The following is a 21,363-nucleotide window of genomic DNA, read 5'->3' as shown; positions in this document are numbered from 1 at the left end:
CAATGCACTTTTTATTGAATGCCACATCCTTTGTGGATTGGGTTTCAATTTCCTTTCCCGCCTAAAATACATCCAATCATTCCCAACACAAACAGTCCTAAAGTTTGAAGCACCTTAACATCTAATTTAAAAATGTGGCCAAAGCTTCATTCAATTCCTCATAGGTGAAACCCTTTTCGTAAAAGGTTCGTTTGTCCTTATTATATATTAAGGTAGCGGGTATTCCCCCACCCCAATCTTCCGAGACTTTGGGAATCCATTCATTTTGCTTGGGATCATCCAAAATGACCACTTTGGATTTCATCCCCTTTTCTTCCACAAAAGGTTCCAATCGGGATTTCCACATCCCGGGCATATCCAAGCTCACGAGCAACACTTCCACATTGTTATCCTTTTGCTCGGCATGTATACGCTCAAAATAAGGCATCTCTGCAATACAGGGTTTGCACCACGTGGCCCAAAAATTCACTACATAGGTTTTATCATCATTTTGATGCAAAAGAGGCTCAAAATCTTCGAAGCTATACACGGGAAATTTTACAGGCTCTTCCTGCCCTATTTTTGCTTGCGACTGCTTTTGGGCTTCCAAACCATTATCGGTGGTGTTCTTTCCAGTCTTGTTGCCACAACCTATCATCAATCCCAAAAGAATCACCCCTAAAAACTTTAAACTATTCATTACCTGAATTTTAACCCTATAAAATTACATGTTGCCACTGCCCTTCATTTTGTTTTAACAAAAATTTATCGGTGACACCAAAGGTAGAAACAAAAATTCAACATACATTTGTATATACAAATATTGTTTATACATGAATGTTGAGGAAATCATAAAGACTTCGCAGAAGATGCCGCTGGAATCCAGGACTTTGATTCATATCACTTTGATTCACAACAAAATCTATGAAGTAGTAGGGAATGCCCTGAAACCTTTTGAGGTTTCGCTCCAACAATTTAATGTACTGCGGATTTTAAGAGGACAGAAAGGGCAGCCTGCCAACCTATCCACCTTAAATGAGCGCATGGTGACCAAGATGAGCAATACCACCCGATTGGTAGACAAGTTACTGGCCAAAGGCTACGTAGATCGCAGCGTATGCCCATCCAATCGGCGTAAGGTCGAAATTCTGATCACCAAAAGTGGTTCGGAAGTACTTTCCAAAATGGATAAAGTAGTGGCCGAAGCCGAGCATGATATCGTTCAACATTTCACTAAACAAGAACTGGAACAATTAAACCTCCTTTTGGATAAATTTTAAATACAGATGAGCAACATTTTAGAACATAGGACCTGGCGTTACGCCACCAAAAAATTTGATGCCTCAAAAAAAATATCGCATCAAGATTTGAACAGTCTATTGGAAGCCACGCGTTTGAGCGCCTCTTCCTACGGATTGCAACCCTACCATGTATTCGTGATTTCCGACCCAGAGGTTCGTGAGAGGCTGAAACCTGTTTCTTGGAACCAATCACAAATCACGGATGCATCGCACCTTATCGTCTTTGCCCATGCAACAGATTTTGGCGAGGAACTGGTCGATGATTTCATCACCAATCTGAGTGATACAAGGGATATTCCGTTGGATGGCCTCAATGGCTACGCCGAAATGATGAAATCCAACTTAGTGGGTCTACCCACGGATGTGAAAGCCAGCTGGGCCGGAAAACAGGTATACATTGCCCTGGGCAATGCCCTACAGGCTGCAGCGGAACTAAAAATAGACACTTGCCCCATGGAAGGTTTCCAAGCAGAGGAATACAACAAAATCTTGGGGCTTACCGAAAAAGACCTTAATGCAGCTGTGGTTTTAGCCGTGGGCTATAGGTCCGAAGAAGATCAGACCCAAAACCTACCAAAGGTCAGAAAATCAAAAGAGGAATTATTCACCCATATATAATCGTAATAGTTAAAAACAAAAATTTAAACACAATCATGAAAAAGACAGTTTTAAGCTTGGTATTGACCACATTCATCGGTGCTTCCACAATGGCAAACCCCATTGAAAAGGAAACCAAAACCGTTAAGGCCGAAGAAAGCAGTGTAACCTGGAAAGCCTATAAAGTTGCTGGTTCCCATACCGGGACCGTAAAATTGCAATCCGGTGCCTTGGAGTTCAACGGCGAAAAATTGGTTGGCGGTGAGTTTGTAGTAGATATGACCTCCATAAACACCACAGACCTGGAAGGCGATTACAAAAACAAACTGGACGGGCACTTGAGCTCTGCAGATTTCTTTGCCACTGACAGCAACCCTACATCAAAATTGGTGTTCACCAAAGTAAAATCCTCGGGAAAAAATAGCTATGAAGTTACCGGTGATCTAACCATTAAGGGCATTACCAAGCCCGTAACCTTTGATGTATCCATTTACGGAGATAAGGCCACTGCCACTTTAAAAATTGACAGGACCAAATACGATGTAAAATACGGATCGGGAATCATTGGAACAGCCAAAGACAAATTGATCTATGACGAATTTGATTTGGTAGTTGATCTACAGATGTAATCAGCTCCTGTTTAGTGTGTGGAAATCCCGTTTGAGACTATCTTGGACGGGATTTCCAATTTTAAAACAAATCTTTGTTTGCTGGTTAAAATTTCCTTTCTATATTTGAAGCAATGAATCGCAGAATCGCAAATACTTGGTGGTGGATCAACTTACTTCGAAAGTCGTGAGCTAAGTCCCCATTATAATCATACAAGAGGCTTGTCATCACGACAGGCCTTTTTTAATTTATAACAGTTTAAGATGTATAAACTTCAAACCCATTACAAAAAAATCCTGGCAGACACCATTACCCCGGTGAGCGTCTACCTGAAGATTCGGGACAAGTTCCCCAACAGTATCCTTTTGGAAAGTAGCGATTACCATGCCAACGACAACAGTTTTTCGTATATCTGCTGCAATCCCATTGCCTACATTAAAGTGGAAAACGAAACCATAACCCAACGGTTTCCCGATGGTTCAAAAGAAATGACCCCCATCACATCAGAAACCGATGTCACTGAGGTGATACACAATTTCGGGCAGCAGTTTTTGGTGACCCAAAATGGGTTCAAGTTTATCTACAATGGTCTTTTTGGCTATATGGCCTATGATGCGGTCCGCTATTTTGAAGATGTGGAGATCTCGAAAAAGGAGGATTCTGTCAGCATTCCGGATATTTACTACGCCGTTTATCAGAACATCATAGCCATAAACCACTTTAAGAACGAAGCCTATCTTTTTGCCCATTGCTACGATACCCAAAGCAATGTGGATGAGATAGAACAGCTTTTCAATGTTCGGAACTTCGCCTCCTACAATTTCACCAAGGAAGGCGAACCCAAATCCAACCTGAAGGACGAAGAGTACAAAGCCCATGTGGAACTGGCCAAAAAGCACTGTCAGCGGGGCGATGTGTTCCAATTGGTGTTGTCCCGAAGGTTTACCCAAAAATTCAAAGGGGACGAATTCAATGTATACCGGGCCCTACGCTCCATTAACCCCTCCCCTTACCTCTTCTATTTTGATTATGGCAATTTTAAGATCTTTGGCAGCTCGCCCGAAGCACAATTGATCGTAAAGGATGGCAAAGCTGAAATCCACCCCATTGCCGGCACCTACAAACGTACTGGAAATGATGAAAAAGATGCCGAACTGGCCAAACAATTGGCCCAGGACGATAAAGAAAACAGCGAACACGTAATGTTGGTGGACTTGGCCCGGAACGATCTTAGTCGCAATGGAAATACCGTAAATGTGGACACCTATCGGGAGGTGCAGTATTTCTCGCATGTGATCCATTTGGTATCGAAGGTCACTGCGGAAAAAAAACAGGACATCACCACCATGAAAGTGGTGGCCGATACCTTCCCCGCGGGAACCTTGAGTGGTGCACCCAAGCATATGGCCATGCAACTCATCGAGAAGTATGAAAAAACAAGTCGGGCCTATTATGGTGGAGCCATTGGCTTTATGGATTTCAAGGGCAATTTTAACCATGCCATCATGATCCGCACCTTTTTGAGCAAAAACCATGAACTGCACTACCAAGCTGGGGCAGGATTGGTGGCTGCTTCCAATCCGGACGACGAATTACAAGAGACCTATAACAAATTGGGCGCATTGAACAAAGCCCTTGAAATTGCAGAAACCATCTGATCATGGGAAGAAAGATTTTAATGATAGACAACTACGATAGCTTCACCTATAACTTGGTGCATTATCTGGAAGATTTGGATTGTGAGGTTACTGTAAAACGGAACGACCAGCTTACTTTGGATGAAGTGGAACCCTTTGACCTTATAGTATTGTCCCCTGGACCCGGGATTCCAGATGAAGCCGGGCTGCTCAAGGAAATTATAAAGACCTACGCCCCCACCAAACGGATTTTCGGGGTGTGTCTGGGGCAACAAGCCATAGGTGAAGTGTTTGGAGGGAGCTTGATCAACCTCGATCAGGTGTACCACGGAGTGGCCACCACCATTACGGTGACCCAAGACGACCCCATTTATAAAGGATTGCCCAAAGAACTCCAAGTGGGAAGATACCATTCTTGGGTGGTGGACTCCAATCTACCGGAGGAATTGGAAGCCACATCGGTGGATGAAAACGGACAGATCATGTCGCTTCGTCATAAAAAATACGATGTGACCGCCGTTCAGTTTCACCCAGAGTCCGTATTGACCCCAGAAGGAAAACAAATGCTAAAAAATTGGTTAAACAGTTGATTGTTTATGTCATTCCCGCGGAAGTGGGAATCCAAATGAATTCAAAAAACAGATTCCTGCCTTCGCAGGAATAACAAGCAAAGAAGATGAAAGAGACATTAAATAAACTTATCAATCACGAGATACTGCCCAAGGAAGAGGCCAAACAGATTTTGGTGAACATTGCCAAAGGCGATTACAACACCTCTCAAATTGCGGCATTTCTTACCGTATATATGATGCGAAGCATCACCATTGAAGAACTGGAAGGCTTCCGGGACGCCCTCTTGGAGCTTTGCTTGGCCGTGGATCTATCCGATTACGACCCCATTGACCTTTGTGGAACTGGCGGTGATGGTAAGGACACCTTCAATATCTCTACACTGGCTTCGTTTGTAACAGCCGGAGCTGGAGTAAAAGTGACTAAACATGGTAACTATGGGGTTTCCTCAAAATGTGGGAGCAGCAATGTGATGGAATTCTTGGGAATCAAGTTCAGCAATGAGGCCGATTTCCTGAAGAAATCCATTGAGGAAGCCGGCATTTGTGTGCTACATGCCCCCTTGTTCCACCCCGCCATGAAAAATGTGGCCCCCATCCGAAGGGAACTGGCCGTAAAGACCTTTTTCAATATGTTGGGACCCATGGTGAATCCCGCTTTCCCTAAAAACCAGATGGTGGGCGTGTTTAATTTGGAACTGGCACGGATGTACGGCTACCTTTATCAGAACACCGATAAAAAATTCACGGTACTCCATGCCTTGGACGGGTATGATGAGATTTCCTTGACGGGAGACACCAAAACCATTTCCAACAATACAGAGGCTATGCTCAGTCCAAATGACTTTGGAGTGCAAAAAATTTCGCAATCAGAAATCACCGGAGGTGAGGACATTGCTGCATCGGCACAGATATTTTTAAATGTATTGAACGGCAAAGGCACCGAAGCACAGAACAATGTGGTATGCGCCAACGCCGGAGTAGCCATCGCCACCGTGGAAAGCATCACCCCAAAAGCCGGCTTTGAAAAAGCCAAGGAAGCCTTGTTGGGTGGTAAGGCACTGGAAGCTTTGAAAAAATTGCAGGAATTGAGTAGAGATTAAAGTTTTCAATCTTGTCATTCCTGCGGAAGCAGGAATCCAACCATAAAAAATAATAGATTCCGCATCAAGTGCGGAATGACACAAGAAATGAATATACTGGATAAAATAGTAGCCGATAAACGCAAGGAGGTCGATTTGAAAAAATCATTGATCACCCCTTCACAATTGGAGCAATCCGTATTGATGGAACGTACATCTACCTCCTTGGCGACAGCCTTGCGAAATAGTACCACAGGCATCATTGCGGAACACAAACGACGTTCCCCATCGAAATCGGTCATCAACCAAGGTTTGAATGTACAGGACGTGGCCATGGGGTATGAAACGGCAGGTGTATGCGGCATGTCGGTCTTGACCGATGGCAAATATTTTGGGGGCTCCTTGGACGATTTGATCTTGGCCCGTGCTGCAGTGAACATGCCCCTACTTCGCAAAGAGTTCATCATTGACGAATACCAGATTTTGGAGGCCAAAGCCTATGGTGCCGATGTTATTTTATTGATCGCGGCCATTTTGGACCGTGAAGAAATCAAAACCTTTTCGGAAATGGCAAAAAGTTTAGGGTTGGATGTACTCTTGGAAGTACACAATGAAGAGGAGCTACAAAAATCCATCATGCCCAGCTTGGACATGCTTGGGGTAAACAACCGGAACCTCAAAACCTTTGAAGTAAGCTTGGAGACCAGTAAAACCCTTTCGGAACAGATTCCGGATGATTTTGTAAAGGTTTCTGAAAGTGGCATTAGTTCTGTGGAAGCCATAAAGGACCTTCAAACCTATGGTTACCAAGGTTTTTTGATCGGGGAGAATTTCATGAAAACGGATGATCCTGGGGAGAGTGCAAAGGAATTTATAAATGAATTAAATAGATAAGGTTATTTCGAACTGTCAGATTGAGCGCAGTCGCAATCAAAGTGAGAAATCTGAGTTGAGATTCCTCAATCACTTTGCTCATATCGGAATGACAAAAAAAAACGAACTATGAAACTAAAGGTCTGCGGCATGAACCAAAACCCCCTGGAGGTGGCCCAATTGCAACCCGACTATCTGGGTTTTATTTTTTGGGAACCTTCCTCGCGCGCCTTTGAAGGTGAAATGCCAAACCTGTCTAAGTCCATCAAAAAAGTAGGTGTTTTTGTGGATGCCCCTTTGGAGGAAGTTTTGGAAAAAGTTGCACTATACTCATTAGATGCCGTACAACTTCATGGCAAGGAGGGTGTTGCTTATTGTGATGCTTTACGTCATGCTGAACTGGTTTCAGCATCACATAAGGATGAGACCCCGAAACAAGTTCGGGGTGACGGGATAGAAATCATCAAGGTTTTTTCCATCAAGGACAATTTTGATTTCTCCATTTTGAAAGATTACGAAGGGGTATGCGATTATTTCCTGTTCGACACCAAGGGCAAACTGCCCGGTGGGAACGGTTACACCTTTGACTGGTCCATCTTGGAAAACTATCCATCTACCCAACCCTTCTTTTTAAGTGGGGGCATTGGTTTGGAATCCGTTGAAAAATTGAAAGAATTCATGAACAGTCCGGCCTCAACATACTGTTACGCCATAGATGTCAACAGTAGATTTGAGACACAACCTGGACTAAAAAACATAGCGTCATTGAAAGCGTTCCAAGAAGCGCTCAACGACCATTTACAACTTAAAACCAATAACGAATGACGTATCACGCTGATGAAAGGGGTTATTACGGTGAGTTTGGGGGTGCCTACATCCCGGAAATGCTCTACCCCAATTGCGAGGAACTCCGGCAAAACTATCTCCGAATCATGGCGGAGCCTTCCTTTCAGGAAGAATTCCATCAATTGTTGAAGGATTATGTGGGCCGGCCCACCCCACTCTATTTTGCCAAACGCCTTTCCGAAAAATACAACACCAAGATCTACCTGAAACGGGAAGACCTTTGCCATACAGGGGCGCACAAGGTAAACAATACCATTGGTCAGATTTTGATGGCCAAAAAATTGGGCAAAAACCGAATCATTGCCGAGACCGGTGCAGGTCAGCATGGAGTGGCAACGGCCACCGTTTGTGCCCTTATGGGCATCAAGTGTGTGGTGTATATGGGTGAAATCGATATTGCCAGACAAGCACCCAATGTGGCCCGTATGAAAATGTTGGGGGCCGAGGTACGTCCAGCGCTATCGGGCAGTAGGACCCTTAAGGATGCTACCAACGAGGCCATCCGGGATTGGATCAACAATCCGGTTGACACCCATTACATCATCGGTTCGGTGGTGGGACCCCACCCCTACCCAGACATGGTGGCCCGGTTTCAATCGGTAATTTCCGAAGAGATCAAATCCCAGCTTTTGGAAAAGGAAGGCCGTAAAAATCCCGATTATGTAGTGGCCTGTGTGGGCGGTGGAAGCAATGCCGCGGGAGCCTTCTATCATTACTTGGATGAACCCGAGGTAGGCATCATTGCGGTTGAGGCCGCCGGTAAAGGCATACATTCCGGGGAAAGTGCCGCTACCTCAGCACTTGGAAAAGTGGGCATCATCCATGGCAGTAAGACCTTGCTGATGCAAACACCGGATGGACAGATCACGGAACCGTATTCCATTTCCGCTGGACTGGACTATCCGGGTGTTGGACCTCTTCATGCCCATTTATATGTTTCGGGAAGGGGTGAGTTTATTTCCATTACCGATGATGAGGCCATGAAGGCAGGATTGGGACTTTGTGAATTGGAAGGCATCATTCCCGCAATTGAATCGTCCCACGCACTCGCCATTTTTGAGGATAGGAAGTTCAAAGCGGATGACGTTGTGGTGGTAAACCTATCTGGACGAGGCGATAAGGACCTCCAGAATTACATTGATTATTTCAACCTATAAGGATAGATATCATTCCTGCGAAAGCAGGAATCCAAAGCTAGATTGAAAATGGATTCCGCATCAAGTGCGGAATGACAAAAACAAAGTTTAACATGAACAGAATCAAACAAAAACTGCAAGAGGACAAAAAAATCCTTTCCATCTATTTTACTTCGGGATATCCCCAGTTGAACGATACCATAAAAATCATCCAAGATCTGGAAAAAAACGGGGTGGACCTTATTGAAATTGGATTGCCCTTTAGCGATCCCTTGGCGGATGGACCTACCATTCAGGAAAGTTCCACCATTGCCCTTAAAAATGGCATGCATACCGAATTGCTCTTTGAGCAACTCAAGGATATCAGGGAAACCGTTTCCATCCCCTTGATCATCATGGGCTATTTCAATCCAGTTTTTCAATACGGCGTGGAGGCCTTTTGCCAAAAATGTCACGAAATAGGCATTGATGGGCTTATTTTACCCGACCTACCGTTGGATGTGTACCAAGAGGAATACGAACCTATCTTTAAAGAATATGGACTGATCAATGTGTTTTTGATCACCCCACAGACCAGTGAAAAAAGGATCAGGGCCATTGACAAGGCTTCGGACGGATTTATTTATATGGTCAGTTCTGCCAGTACCACTGGGGCCAAATCGGGTTTTGGAACCGAACAGACCCAATATTTTGACCGTATTGCCGCCATGGAACTGAGCAATCCCCAAATTGTGGGCTTTGGCATCAGCAATGCGGAAACCTTTGATCAAGCCACCAAAAACACCAAAGGAGCGATCATTGGTTCGGCCTTCATCAAACATTTGACCCAAAATGGAGTGGATCATATAAGTGATTTTGTGAATCAAATTCGTTAATTTTCGAGTTCAAAAAACAACCCGAGAATTCCTATGAAAAAAGCTGTTTTTTTCCTTTTCACCATATGTACCCTTTCTGCCTTTGGTCAAGATGAAGTGGCCATAAAGAGTCAAGTGGCCCAAGCCATTACGGAACTAAGGGACTTTATTTCCATTCCCAATGATGCCCTCAATGCCGATGATATTGAGGATAATGTCCTTTGGCTCAAACGAAAATTCAGTGAGCGTGGCTTCAACACCGCCGTACTGGAAACGGAAAATATGCCCTTGTTCTTTGCGGCTTTGCCTGTTGAGGACAACAAACCCACCATGCTCATCTATATGCATTTTGATGGGCAGTCCGTGGACCCTTCCAAATGGAACCAACCCAATCCGTACGAAGTCGTGCTGAAGGCACCCGACGGGGATGGGTTCAAAACGGTTTCTTTTGATGAATTGGATGATGACATCAACTATGATTGGCGACTTTTTGGGCGTTCCACATCGGATGACAAATCGCCGATTGTGATGTTGTTGAACACTATCGACCTGATTAAAAAACAAGGAGCTGAAATTCCTTTTAACGTTAAGGTCATTTTGGACGGTGAGGAAGAAAAAAGCAGTCAACCCCTACCCAAGGCGGTAAAGCAATACCGTGAACTGTTGCAGGCCGATTTTTTGGTCATTGCCGATGGTCCTGTACACCCATCGGGAGACCCTACGGTGGTCTACGGGTGTCGTGGCATAACCACCCTAACCGTAACTACCTATGGTCCAATAAAACCACAACATAGTGGTCATTATGGAAATTATGCACCAAATCCCGGGTTTCAATTGGCCCAGTTGTTAGCCAGCATGAAAGATGCCCATGGCAAAGTGACCATTCCCGGATATTATGATGGTATCTCCATAGATGAGCCCACCATGGCCATATTAAAGAGTGTACCGGATAGCGATGCGGAGATTTCGGATAAGCTACAGTTTAAATCTGCCGAACAAGTAGGCAACTTTTACCAAGAAGCCCTACAATATCCTTCTTTGAACATCCGCGGGATGGGGTCGGGTTGGATCGGGGAAAAGGCCCGTACCATTGTACCGGAAAGTGCCACAGCGGAGCTTGACCTTCGATTGGTGGTGGAAAGTGACGGCAACCGTCTTAAAAAATTGGTGAAGGACCATATTGCCCAACAAGGTTATCAGGTTTTGGACCATGTACCGACCAAGGCAGAGCGAATGGCCCATGAAAAAGTGGTCACGGTAACCGAAGAAAGTGTCACAGACGCCTTCCGAACGGATTTGGACAACGCCTATGGCCAGTTTTTAGTAAATACATTGAAGGACACTTTTGGAAAGGATGTCATTCAAATCCGTACCACGGGAGGAACCGTACCCATTGCCCCGTTCATCAACGAATTGAAGATTCCTGCATTCATTGTTCCCATGGTAAACCCGGACAACAACCAGCATAGTCCCAATGAAAACTTAAAAATTGGGCAACTAGCCTACGGCATTAAGACATTTTATGGGATACTTACCACTACAATGCACTAAGGTAAGCTCCAATAAAAAAGCCCCGAATTCCTGAAAAATAGGTTTTCGGGGTTTTTATTTTAATGACTACACGTTCTCTAAAAATGGTCCTTCTTGTTCTTTTTCTTTTGTTGACCCGGGGCGTATGCCTTGGCACTTTTGGCACCTGTATATTTTTTAACTTGACCCGGTGCGGTACTGCTCTTGGTATACGATTTATGGGTAGAACAAGACATGAATAAGGCCATCAGAAAAACAAGTCCGAAAATCTTTGTAGGTAATTTCATGGTTTTATATATTTTGATTCATATCAAATTAGGCAAACACACTCATTAAATGCTTCCCAAATTGACCAATGGCCCTTTTCAATTGACCTGTAAGGAATAACCGATATTTTTCCTCTTTATTTTAAGCTCAAAAGAGAATTTACCGCTCAAAAAAACTTCTGTACTGTATTACCCTGAAATCAACGGTATTGAATTCAGGGTTTTTGCTTTTGAGTTGTTTGTACAGAGATAAGCTACCCACAGCTCGGTTAGCCGCCCCGGAAGGTGCGGTGAGGGAAACCGTCTTAATAGTTCTCGACGGCGCTCGAACTGACAATGAACTTGGAGTGAGAGGCAATTCCAATTCATGGATTCTTGGCACCTCATTGGATATTACTTTCAATTTCAAATTGTGTTCTTTCAATAGCCTCCTGAAAAAGTATTCGGGGCCATTTTTGCTATTTCCTCCTGTAAACAAAAGGGTTTCAATATTAGGATATTCCTTCAAGTACCCTAATAAATCGCGAAGTACCACATTCTGCATCCCCAAATCCGAGGCATCTATTTTTTCCCGTTCCGCACTATGGACAATATCACAGACCCCTATTCTCTGTTCCAACAAAAAGGTTTTACGCTGTTCAACAGCCTCTGCGGTGGTTTCATACTTGAGTCCCAAATTGAAAATACGGTCCAAAATGGGCCATAACATTCCATTGCAGCTACCGTAGCAGAAATCCACATCCTCTGGTTTGAACTCACCCGTGGTGAACCGAGGCGGTGGTAAGGTACCCACAATCAATTTGGTGGCCTCCGGAAATAGGAAAGGCTCATATGGGTGTGTATGCAGAAATGGCTTTGAACTCAATATTCCATATTTTGAACTCAAAAAAGGGCTAACCCTTAGGCCGAGTTCCTACTGGCATTAATGTTACCGTATAGTGATCGCGTCACTATTTTTTCATACAACTCCTTGAATTCCGAGTTTTGGGTGATATGGTACAAGGCATTTTGTTGGATGACCAATAATGGCAACACAATCTTTTCCCTGATCTTTACGGATTCCCTCGAAACTTCCTCGTCCTCCATCAAAATCTTTTGTCCTGAAATCTGAAGCAGCATTTTTTGCGACAACTGGAACTCGCTGTGCAGAATGTCCCAAAATGTACCAAACTCAGGATCTTCTTTCATGTAGCTGGTCAAATCAAAATTGGTTTTGGCCAAGGACATCATACTGTTGTGCATCAACGCCCTAAAAAATGGCACTTCCTTGTACAATTTCTTGATTTCGTTAAGTTTTCCCTCCTGTTTTAATTGTTGGATTGCTGTTCCCAATCCAAAATACCCGGGGACATTTTGTTTCAACTGGCTCCATGACCCCACAAAAGAGATGGCACGCAAATCGGATAAAGTGAGCTGTTTCTTATTGCCCCGCTTACCCGGTCTACTACCGATATTGGCCTTGGTATAATATTTTAAAGTACTACGATGCTCCAAATACGGAATGAACTTTTCATGCTGCTTCAATGCATCGTATTTGCTGAAACTCAATTCTGAAAGTTCCTCTATCAATTTACGCTGCGCCGCCGTAATGGTATGTTCTTTTCCAAAAAGGTTGTTACGGAGACCGGCCGTGAGCAACTGTTCTGAATTGTGCTTGAACTGCTCTTTGGTACCATAGGTACTGGTTATGGTCTGCCCTTGAATGGTAAGTTGAATCTCATGGTTGGCCACATCCTTGGTCTGGGCAGCATAGAACCTATGGGTCTTTCCTCCTCCACGCGCTGGTGGTCCTCCCCTACCATCAAAGAAAATGGCTTTAATCCCATTCTTCTTACAAACCTTGCTCAAGGTTTCCTTGGTCTTGAGTATGGACCAGTTGGCCTTAAGGTAACCTCCATCCTTGGTACCGTCCGAAAAGCCCAACATAATGGTATGGGTCTCATTTCTTCGCTCCAAATGCTCCCTATATTTTGGGATATGGAACAAGGTCTGCATTACCTCTTCTGAAGCTTCCATCCCTTTCATGGTCTCGAATAGGGGGATGATATCAAAAGTGATGTCCTTTTCATCCCAACCGCTCCATCGGAACAGGCCAAACACGAACAAGACGGCAAAAATATCCTCCGAGTTACTGATGATATAACGATTGCAACCTTCTTCACCATTTTTCTTCTGAATATCCTTTAACTGTTGGATATTTAGAATGGTATCTTTTACAATCTCCTCGTCGTAGTCGTTGGGGTTAAGCTGCAAGTCTTTGTGAAGCAACCACTGTACCAATTCCTCTTCCCTGAGCTCTTCAAGATTATCCTTGATAGCGCCCTGCTGTTTCAAGATCGTTTCTATGACCAATTTGTGTTTGCTGTGATCCTGACGGATGTCCAAAGTGGCAAAATGCGTCTTGAAGATGTGTACCTTATCTATCAAATGGTCCAAACGATCTAAATACAGTTCGTGGTAGTCTGCCACCAACTTTTCCCTGATATTGTAAAGACTTTGGATGATCTCTTCATAGCCAATGTGTACATCGGCATTGAACATGGCATTGTACAGCTTTTCACTAAGCTGGTTGATGTCCTCTTGAAGTCCTTTGAATGTCAGCTTTTTTCTTAGATCCTTTAGTTCATTGTAATAACACTTCATTAGGGTGAGCCTTAACTCATCAGCAACCTTGCGGGTAATGTCCGCGGTCACGTAAGGGTTTCCATCACGGTCACCACCGGGCCAAAAGCCCAGTTTAATAATATTGTAATTCTCAAATTCGGCGTCCCTAATATTACGCTTCACATATTGGTATAGCTCTCCAACCGCATCGTAATAGGTATTTCGTAAAATGTATATGATGTTTTTGGCCTCATCCAAAGGAGTGGGTTTCTTGGCATTCACCAAAGAGGTAAGACCCAATTGCTGCAAGGTCACATCAATATCGTAAATCCGGTCATTGTCTATGAGCGACCGCAATTCCGCAATGATATCCAAAACGGCTGGGGTATAAAACTGCGTTGGGTGGGCCGTAAGTACGATCCTTGCACTGAAGGTGGATAGTTTTTTGGAAGCCTTGTCCCAATTCTTTGTCCGATTGACCAACTCAAAATAATCCTTAATGGTCAACGAATTGCTGTATTTCTGAAGCTCAGGAAAAGCAGAATCCTCAACACTATCGTACAACACCACCTGACGTTCCACGTATTGGATGATACGGAACATCAAATCCAATCGCTCCTGCTCATCCTTGATTCCAGCGAAATTGGTAAAAAAGACCTCCAAGATTTCTTGGGGATCTTTTCCAGCCTTCAATCCTTTTTCGCATTGATCCAACAGGAGCGGAATAAGCATCCCCACATTTTCCACATCCTTGTAGGGTAGGCTCAGAAAGAGGCTGTTGTAGATGTTGAACTTATTGGTAACCGATTTTTTAAATTCTTCTAACCGTTTGGACTGCTGCATGTAGTTTCGGTGTTTTTCTATTTAATTTGATTGAATTCCCAAAGGTCGTGATAAATGCCAAACCTTGGGATTAAATTTAGGTGTATCACAATTTAGGAGATGTGCTCCATAAACTTAACACATGGAGATTGACCATCCAAAAAAAAAAGGAATTTTTCAAGGCCTCACAAACCTTATCTCACAAATACGGGCTCGTTTTCCTTTAGGGTGTGCTCCGCACTGAACGTATAGCCATCATAATCAAAACCTTTGAGGTCTTCCAAGGTTTTGGCATCGCTGTCGATAATATACCACACCATGGAGCCCCGAGCTCTTTTTGCGAAAAAGCTAATGACTTTTAGCTTATCGTTTTTCCAATCTTTAAAGATTGGGGTAATGACCGGTACTTTGAGTTTCTTTTCATCCACCGCGCCAAAATACTCGTTACTGGCCAGGTTGATGAACAGCTCATTATCTTCCAATTCACCGTTCAGATGATCGGTAAGTTCCTTTTTCCAGAACTCATAAAGGTTCTTTTTACGAGCTACTTTCAATTGGGTACCCATCTCCAACCGGTAGGGTTGGATCAAATCCAATGGCCTTAAAACCCCATAGAGTCCCGATAGTATCCGCAAGGTATCCTGTAGTGTATCCAGCTTGTCCTCAGAAAGGGTATAAACATCCAGTCCTTGGTAAACATCGCCATTGAAGGCATATACGGCAGGTCTGGCATTCTCCGGGGTGAACGGAGGAGAAAATTGCTGATTGCGTTCCCAGTTCAACTCGGCCAGCTTATCTGAAATGGACATTAATTGGGATAACGCCTTGGGTTTTTTCTTTTTCAAAATAGCGTTCAGCTTTTCGGATTGTTCCAAAAACTGGGGCTGGGTATATTCTGAAGTAGGCAAAGTGGTTTCAAAATCAAGCGACTTGGCCGGTGAAATAACAATTTTCATGGAAATTAATTTTCCGTAAAAATAACGAGGATTTTCCTTTTTTTCGCCTTGCGGCCATGGGGTTTATCAATCTTAAGATTGATGCAACCTATGATTCATGGTGCTTGGCATATCCGCGCCATTTCTCTATACAATTGACCATGTCTTGGGGCAATTCGGATTCAAAACGCATAAACTCCCCGGTCTTTGGATGCTCAAAACCCAAGGTCTTGGCATGAAGGGCCTGCCTGGGAAGGGTCTTGAAGGCGTTTTCCACAAACTGTTTGTACTTGGTAAAAGTGGTTCCTTTCAAAATCTTATCGCCCCCATACCGCTCATCATTGAAAAGTGTATGGCCAATGTATTTCATATGGACCCGTATCTGGTGGGTACGACCTGTTTCCAATTTACAGGAAATCAAGGTAACATAGCCCAAACGTTCCAGTACCTTGTAATGGGTCACGGCCTCCTTACCTTCATCCCCTTCCGGAAAAACAACCATCTGTAATCGGTTTTTGGGGTTGCGGCCAATGTGCCCCTCCACAGTGCCTTCATCCTCTTCCACATTGCCCCATACCAAAGCCACATACTCCCGTTCACTGGACTTTTCAAAAAACTGTTGGGCCAAATGGGTCATAGCCGATTCCGTCTTGGCAATGACCAATAAACCAGAAGTGTCCTTGTCAATACGATGCACCAGTCCGGGACGTTCCGAACTATTATTGGGCAAATTATCAAAGTGATGGACCAAGGCATTGATCAAGGTACCGGAATAGTTGCCATGCCCGGGATGTACCACCATGCCGGCCGGTTTGTTCACCACCAACAGAGAGTCGTCTTCATAGACAATATCCAAGGGAATATCTTCTGGGGTCAATAGGAATTCATACGGGGGGTGCTCAAACATCACCTTGACCTCATCCCCTGCCTTCACCTTATAATTTTGCTTTACAATGGTGCCATTTACCCAAATATGGCCTTGTTTGGCGGCTTGTTGGATTTTGTTTCGGGTGGCATTTTCAATGAAATTCATTAAAAATTTGTCCACACGAAGAGGTTCCTGCCCCTTCGATGCCACAAACCTGTGATGCTCAAAAAGATCTTCCTGTGAAAGTTCTTGGTTGTCCAAATCGTCCATGACTACTGCGAATCTGCTTGTACACGCGCACTACCGGGAATGGTTCCATTGCCACAGATGAGCTCAACCTTGGAAGTCTTGGGCAACTTGTCCCCGGGTTTCACGTATTTCCCCTTGAACTTCATATTGTAGACCATGTCCTTGCCCAATTCGTCAATATAGGTAACACGTTCCACATCCAATCCCACAGCCCTCAACATGGACGCGGCGTTACGTTGGGTGACTTGGATGATATCCGGCACACTCACCTTTTTGTATCCTGATGGATTCACGGTGAAGTATATTTTCCGGTTGGATTTGACCTTGTTTCCCGCGGGAGGGTCTTGATCCAGAATGGAAAACCTTGGGTAATCCGGATTGTAGTTGGAGGAGTCCAACACTTGATATCGCAATCCGGCCTCTTCCACCGTTTTTCGCATATCCATGACCGACATTTTGGAAAAATCGGGTACCTCCACAAACTCGCCATGGTTGGTAGTACTTTTAAGCCATTGCAACGCCAAAAAAACCAAAAGCACTGTGGCCACGACCGCTAGGCCCAATTGTATGAGAAAGGTCTTGCTTTTTAAAAATCCAAAAAAATGTTTCATGCGATATGCTTATGTGGACAAATATAGGAAAGCCAGTGCTTTTTTCTTTACTTTGGCATCGCGATATTCGACAAGCTGATGAAAAAAAACATTGCCATTATCATGGGCGGTTACTCCAGTGAACACGCCATTTCCATTAAGAGCGGTAACGTGGTCCACAAGTATTTGGATACAGAGCGATATAATTCCTATCGGATTGTGATTACCAAGGAAAAGTGGGTATATCTGGATGATTCCAACAAGGAATTTGCTGTAGACAAAGCTGATTTCAGCATTCAACCTGAAGGGAAGAAAATCGTATTCGACTGTGTTTTCAACGCGATTCATGGCACCCCTGGTGAGGATGGACTGCTCCAAGCCTATTTTGAGCTGCTAGGAATTCCACAGACTTCGTGCAACCACTATCAGTCTGCTTTGACCTTTAACAAACGGGACCTATTGAGTACCTTAAAACCCTATGGCGTGCATTGCGCTACTTCTTATTATGTAAACCACGGACAGGAAATCGATGAAGATGCCATAGTGGAAAAAGTAGGACTTCCCTGTTTTGTAAAGGCCAATAGGGCCGGAAGCAGTTATGGAGTCTCCAAAGTGTACCAAAAGGAAGAGCTTACCAAAGCTTTATCCGCAGCTTTTAAGGAAGATGATGAGGTGATCATTGAATCCTTTTTGGACGGCACCGAAGTTTCCGTGGGAGTGATCACCTATAACAATACGGTTACCGTGCTCCCCATTACGGAAATCATTTCAGAAAATGATTTTTTTGATTATGAGGCCAAATACCAAGGAAAATCACAAGAGATCACCCCGGCCCGAATATCCGAAACCCAGGAAGCCAATGTCAGGGCCTTGGCCGAATTCATCTATAAAACTTTGGGAATGAAGGGCTATACCCGGAGCGAGTTTATCTTTATCGGGGATGTGCCCCACCTTTTGGAGGTAAACACCACTCCCGGACTCACGGAAGAAAGTCTCTTGCCCCAACAGGCCAAGACGGCCGGTATTTCATTGGATCAATTATTTGACAGTGCCATTGTAGAGGCATTGCGATAGAAAATCTGTATTTTTAAGCAAACTTTCCCATCATGAGGCGCGCTATTTTTCCAGGATCTTTTGACCCACTTACCCTTGGACATTACGATATCATCAAGCGGGGTATCACTCTATTCGATGAGTTGATCATTGCCATAGGGATCAATGCGGAAAAAAAGTACATGTTCTCATTGGAGGAACGCACCCAATTCATCAAAGAGGCCTTTAAGGACGAGCCCAAGATCAAGGTACTCACATACGAGGGCCTTACTGTGGACTTCTGCAAAAAAATTGGAGCGGACTTTATATTGAGGGGACTCCGCAATCCTGCAGATTTTGAATTTGAAAAGGCCATTGCCCATACCAATAGAAAGCTTTCTGAGATAGAAACGGTCTTTTTATTGACTTCTTCAGGAAAATCCTACATAAGCTCATCCATTGTGCGGGATGTTATTAGAAACGGTGGTGACTACACCGGATTGGTTCCCGAAACCGTGGTGGTAAAATAGCAATACTTTATTACTAAATCTTACAGTTTTAGGAGGATTTTCCTAATCTAACTCCCACAAAAAAACTTTCAAACCCTATTTTTTTTCCCGAAAACAACAGTTTCGGAAGTTTTCACAACAAATAATTATTGATAAATGTCAATACTTTTAAATTGGTCAGAAATTTCTTAATTACGAGAAGTTCCCCTAACGACCCCGTACTTTGAAAGCAGTTGAACGAATTGCCCAACATTATTTGCTAAAGCAGTTGCCCAAGGCAACCGCCTTTGCGGACACCAAAGGTATTTTGATGGATGCCTCGGATTCATGGCTCGATATTTTTGATATCCAAGCCAAGGCCAGCATGGACATCAACATCTTTGAATTGTTTTCGGGCATGGTCGAAAACATGGACCTACAAGCATCTTTAAAGGACAGTACATCACATACCATAAGACACCACAAAACCACAGATCAATCCGAGCAATGGTTCGAGAGCACCTTTTGCACATGGTTTGATGAAACGGAAAACTTAATGGGCACCATAGTCCAGACCGATGACATCACACGATTGGTGGAAAAGGAACTGGAACTGGAACGGGTGAATTACCTGTTACAGGCTCAATCAGAGGTCTTAAATGTGGGGAATTGGGAATACAATGTGGAAACCGAACAGTTGTACTGGAGTGAAGAAACCAAAAGAATACATCAAGTACCTTCAACCTACCAACCCGATGTAAGTGAAGCCATAGCCTTTTACAAGCAGGGTTACTCCCGAAATAAAATTTCGATGTTGTTCCATCAGATAATGACCCAAGGAACCCCTTTTAACCAAAAATTGGCCATTATCACAGCCAAAGGAGAAGAACGATGGGTCAAGGCTGCTGGTAAACCCATTAAAAAGGATGGCGAGATCATTAAGGTGTTTGGAACCTTCCAAGACATCCACGATAAGGTAATGGCCGAAACAAAGACCAGGGAAAATGAGCAATTGCTCCACACCTTGATCGACAATATTCCTTTGAACATTTTTGTAAAGGACTTGGATTCCAAGAAAATTTTGGTCAACAAGGCAGAATGCGAATATTTGGGCAAAAAGCCCGAAGAAATGATCGGTAAGTCGGATTTTGACCTCTATGACCCTGAAGTCGCAAAGACATCACGGGATGAAGACCTTCAGGTTATACGCACCCTAAAACCTATTTTGGGAAAAGAAACCATCAGTATTAAAAAAGATGGGGAGTACACCAACTTCTTAACTTCCAAAATCCCACTTTTTGATGGTGAAGGCAAAATCAACGGGCTTATTGGCATCAGTATGGACATTACGGCCCTCAAGAAAAAAGAGGACCAACTGAGGAACCTTATCAACATTACCTCGGTACAGAACAAAAAACTGATCAATTTTGCGCACATCGTCTCTCATAATCTAAGGTCCCATTCCGCCAACTTCTCCATGTTGTTGGAGTTCCTCATCAATGAGGATGATGAAAGGGAAAAGGAGCATATCCTGAAAATGCTTTCGCAAGCTTCGAATCGCCTTTTGGAAACCTTGGACAACCTGAACGAGGTCATCGACATCAATACCAATGTAAATCTTGAAAAGAGTCCGCTTAACCTACATGACAACGTTGTTAAGGTACAGCAGAGTTTGTCGGCCCTTTTGGAAAAAAATCAGGTAGAAATCATCAACAAAGTTGACAAAGACCTTTGTGTTTCTGCTTGTTGCTCCTATTTAGACAGTATTATCATCAACTTACTGACCAACGCAGTCAAGTACAGGAGCCCTGAAAGAAATCCAGTGATCACCATCAACGCCAAGAAGCACGACAAGCATGTGGTGTTCAGCGTTTCAGACAATGGTCTTGGAATTGATCTGGAACGGTACGGTGGCAAAATATTTGGACTATATAAAACGTTTCATAATAACAAGGATGCCCGTGGGCTTGGATTATACATCATCAAAAACCAAATTGAGGCCATGGGTGGTAGCATTACCGCAAAAAGTGAAGTAGATAAGGGTACAACATTCAATGTGTATTTTAATGAAGAAAGTTAACAGTATGTTTATTGTGGACGATGATCCCATAACTGTTTTTGGCATCAAAAAGATGCTAAAACCCGTCTGTATCTGTGACGATATCCAAATATTTGAAAATGGAAAGGAAGCGGTGGATGCCCTTAAAAACCGGCTGGAAAACGGAGAGGATATTCCAGAAGTGATTTTTTTGGACATCAACATGCCCATAATGGATGGATGGGATTTTTTGGAAGAGCTCATTTCAATGGATATCAAGGAGCACATTACCATTAACATGATCACCTCATCCATAGACCCCTTGGATTACCAAAAGTGGAGCGAATTCAAAAATAGATGCCCACATGGCCTCAACTACAAGAACAAGCCTATTTTTAAAATAGAGATTTCGGACCTGGAAAGTATAGATTTGGCTTCGTGACCATAATATTCTGTAT

Annotated in this window: 22 protein-coding genes; 15 read left to right on the top strand and 7 right to left on the bottom strand. The window is 43.7% G+C overall.

Annotation, left to right across the window (positions count from 1 at the left end):
- Positions 1–121: 121 nt before the first annotated feature.
- On the bottom strand, positions 122–679 hold the full coding sequence (locus tag DN53_RS16930; RefSeq protein WP_129656114.1) for a TlpA disulfide reductase family protein: 558 nt from the start codon (positions 677–679) through the stop codon (positions 122–124).
- A gap of 133 nt (positions 680–812) precedes the next feature.
- Here DN53_RS16930 and DN53_RS16925 point away from each other — a divergent pair, with 133 nt between their 5' ends.
- The 11 genes from DN53_RS16925 to DN53_RS16875 all read left to right on the top strand — a co-directional run bounded on the left by DN53_RS16925 (position 813) and on the right by DN53_RS16875 (position 11,034).
- Positions 813–1,259: a MarR family winged helix-turn-helix transcriptional regulator gene (locus tag DN53_RS16925; RefSeq protein WP_129656113.1), complete on the top strand. Its 447-nt coding sequence runs from the start codon at positions 813–815 to the stop codon at positions 1,257–1,259.
- Positions 1,260–1,265: 6 nt separating this feature from the next.
- Entirely contained in the window at positions 1,266–1,898 is a 633-nt protein-coding gene (locus DN53_RS16920; protein WP_129656112.1) for an NAD(P)H-dependent oxidoreductase, read from the top strand.
- 35 nt (positions 1,899–1,933) lie between these two features.
- Positions 1,934–2,506 carry a YceI family protein gene (locus DN53_RS16915; RefSeq protein ID WP_129656111.1) on the top strand — a complete coding sequence of 191 codons (573 nt, stop codon included), beginning with the start codon at positions 1,934–1,936 and terminating at the stop codon, positions 2,504–2,506.
- Between the two features lie 243 nt (positions 2,507–2,749).
- The gene (locus DN53_RS16910; protein ID WP_129656110.1) at positions 2,750–4,144 is read left to right on the top strand and encodes an anthranilate synthase component I family protein; all 1,395 of its coding nucleotides are present in this window, start codon (positions 2,750–2,752) and stop codon (positions 4,142–4,144) included.
- Between the two features lie 2 nt (positions 4,145–4,146).
- Complete coding sequence (locus tag DN53_RS16905) at positions 4,147–4,713, top strand: anthranilate synthase component II (protein WP_129656109.1); 567 nt, start codon at positions 4,147–4,149, stop codon at positions 4,711–4,713.
- 86 nt (positions 4,714–4,799) lie between these two features.
- Positions 4,800–5,795 (top strand): anthranilate phosphoribosyltransferase, encoded by a 996-nt coding sequence (gene trpD / locus DN53_RS16900; protein ID WP_129656108.1) that lies wholly within the window; start codon positions 4,800–4,802, stop codon positions 5,793–5,795.
- Between the two features lie 87 nt (positions 5,796–5,882).
- On the top strand, positions 5,883–6,668 hold the full coding sequence (trpC, locus tag DN53_RS16895) for an indole-3-glycerol phosphate synthase TrpC (RefSeq protein WP_129656134.1): 786 nt from the start codon (positions 5,883–5,885) through the stop codon (positions 6,666–6,668).
- Between the two features lie 108 nt (positions 6,669–6,776).
- The gene (locus tag DN53_RS16890; RefSeq protein WP_129656107.1) at positions 6,777–7,472 is read left to right on the top strand and encodes a phosphoribosylanthranilate isomerase; all 696 of its coding nucleotides are present in this window, start codon (positions 6,777–6,779) and stop codon (positions 7,470–7,472) included.
- The gene (gene trpB / locus DN53_RS16885) at positions 7,469–8,650 is read left to right on the top strand and encodes a tryptophan synthase subunit beta (RefSeq protein ID WP_129656106.1); all 1,182 of its coding nucleotides are present in this window, start codon (positions 7,469–7,471) and stop codon (positions 8,648–8,650) included. The genes DN53_RS16890 and trpB overlap by 4 nt, the downstream gene beginning before the upstream one ends.
- 92 nt (positions 8,651–8,742) lie before the next feature.
- Positions 8,743–9,504 carry a tryptophan synthase subunit alpha gene (trpA, locus tag DN53_RS16880; RefSeq protein ID WP_129656105.1) on the top strand — a complete coding sequence of 254 codons (762 nt, stop codon included), beginning with the start codon at positions 8,743–8,745 and terminating at the stop codon, positions 9,502–9,504.
- Positions 9,505–9,537: 33 nt separating this feature from the next.
- A complete protein-coding gene (locus tag DN53_RS16875; protein WP_129656104.1) occupies positions 9,538–11,034 on the top strand; it encodes a M20/M25/M40 family metallo-hydrolase in 1,497 nt (498 codons plus the stop codon).
- Positions 11,035–11,111: 77 nt separating this feature from the next.
- Here the strand turns inward: DN53_RS16875 and DN53_RS16870 are convergent, their stop codons facing one another.
- From DN53_RS16870 to DN53_RS16845, 6 genes are all read right to left on the bottom strand, one after another.
- Positions 11,112–11,300 carry a hypothetical protein gene (locus DN53_RS16870; protein ID WP_129656103.1) on the bottom strand — a complete coding sequence of 63 codons (189 nt, stop codon included), beginning with the start codon at positions 11,298–11,300 and terminating at the stop codon, positions 11,112–11,114.
- A 139-nt stretch (positions 11,301–11,439) separates the two neighbouring features.
- Positions 11,440–12,144 carry a uracil-DNA glycosylase family protein gene (locus DN53_RS16865; protein ID WP_129656102.1) on the bottom strand — a complete coding sequence of 235 codons (705 nt, stop codon included), beginning with the start codon at positions 12,142–12,144 and terminating at the stop codon, positions 11,440–11,442.
- A gap of 35 nt (positions 12,145–12,179) precedes the next feature.
- Complete coding sequence (locus tag DN53_RS16860; RefSeq protein WP_129656101.1) at positions 12,180–14,726, bottom strand: phosphoenolpyruvate carboxylase; 2,547 nt, start codon at positions 14,724–14,726, stop codon at positions 12,180–12,182.
- Between the two features lie 173 nt (positions 14,727–14,899).
- Positions 14,900–15,661: a peroxide stress protein YaaA gene (gene yaaA / locus DN53_RS16855; RefSeq protein WP_129656100.1), complete on the bottom strand. Its 762-nt coding sequence runs from the start codon at positions 15,659–15,661 to the stop codon at positions 14,900–14,902.
- Between the two features lie 88 nt (positions 15,662–15,749).
- The gene (locus tag DN53_RS16850) at positions 15,750–16,778 is read right to left on the bottom strand and encodes an RluA family pseudouridine synthase (RefSeq protein ID WP_129656099.1); all 1,029 of its coding nucleotides are present in this window, start codon (positions 16,776–16,778) and stop codon (positions 15,750–15,752) included.
- Between the two features lie 2 nt (positions 16,779–16,780).
- A complete protein-coding gene (locus DN53_RS16845) occupies positions 16,781–17,368 on the bottom strand; it encodes a PASTA domain-containing protein (RefSeq protein WP_129656098.1) in 588 nt (195 codons plus the stop codon).
- Between the two features lie 78 nt (positions 17,369–17,446).
- Between DN53_RS16845 and DN53_RS16840 the strand changes: the two genes are divergently transcribed.
- The 4 genes from DN53_RS16840 (at position 17,447) to DN53_RS16825 (ending at position 21,347) form a co-directional block, all read left to right on the top strand.
- Complete coding sequence (locus tag DN53_RS16840) at positions 17,447–18,421, top strand: D-alanine--D-alanine ligase (protein ID WP_129656097.1); 975 nt, start codon at positions 17,447–17,449, stop codon at positions 18,419–18,421.
- Between the two features lie 32 nt (positions 18,422–18,453).
- Complete coding sequence (gene coaD, locus DN53_RS16835) at positions 18,454–18,909, top strand: pantetheine-phosphate adenylyltransferase (RefSeq protein ID WP_129656096.1); 456 nt, start codon at positions 18,454–18,456, stop codon at positions 18,907–18,909.
- A gap of 202 nt (positions 18,910–19,111) precedes the next feature.
- Positions 19,112–20,947, top strand: a complete 1,836-nt coding sequence (locus DN53_RS16830; protein ID WP_242502218.1) for a PAS domain-containing sensor histidine kinase — start codon at positions 19,112–19,114, stop codon at positions 20,945–20,947.
- Positions 20,934–21,347, top strand: a complete 414-nt coding sequence (locus DN53_RS16825) for a response regulator (RefSeq protein WP_242502217.1) — start codon at positions 20,934–20,936, stop codon at positions 21,345–21,347. Before DN53_RS16830 ends, DN53_RS16825 begins: the two co-directional genes overlap by 14 nt.
- Positions 21,348–21,363 lie beyond the last annotated feature (16 nt).

It is taken from the genome of Flagellimonas olearia, from assembly GCF_004150225.1.
GTDB classification, from domain to species: domain Bacteria; phylum Bacteroidota; class Bacteroidia; order Flavobacteriales; family Flavobacteriaceae; genus Flagellimonas; species Flagellimonas olearia.
The sequence above is the reverse complement of the archived record's forward strand: the minus strand, read 5'-3'. Positions and strand labels throughout refer to the sequence as shown.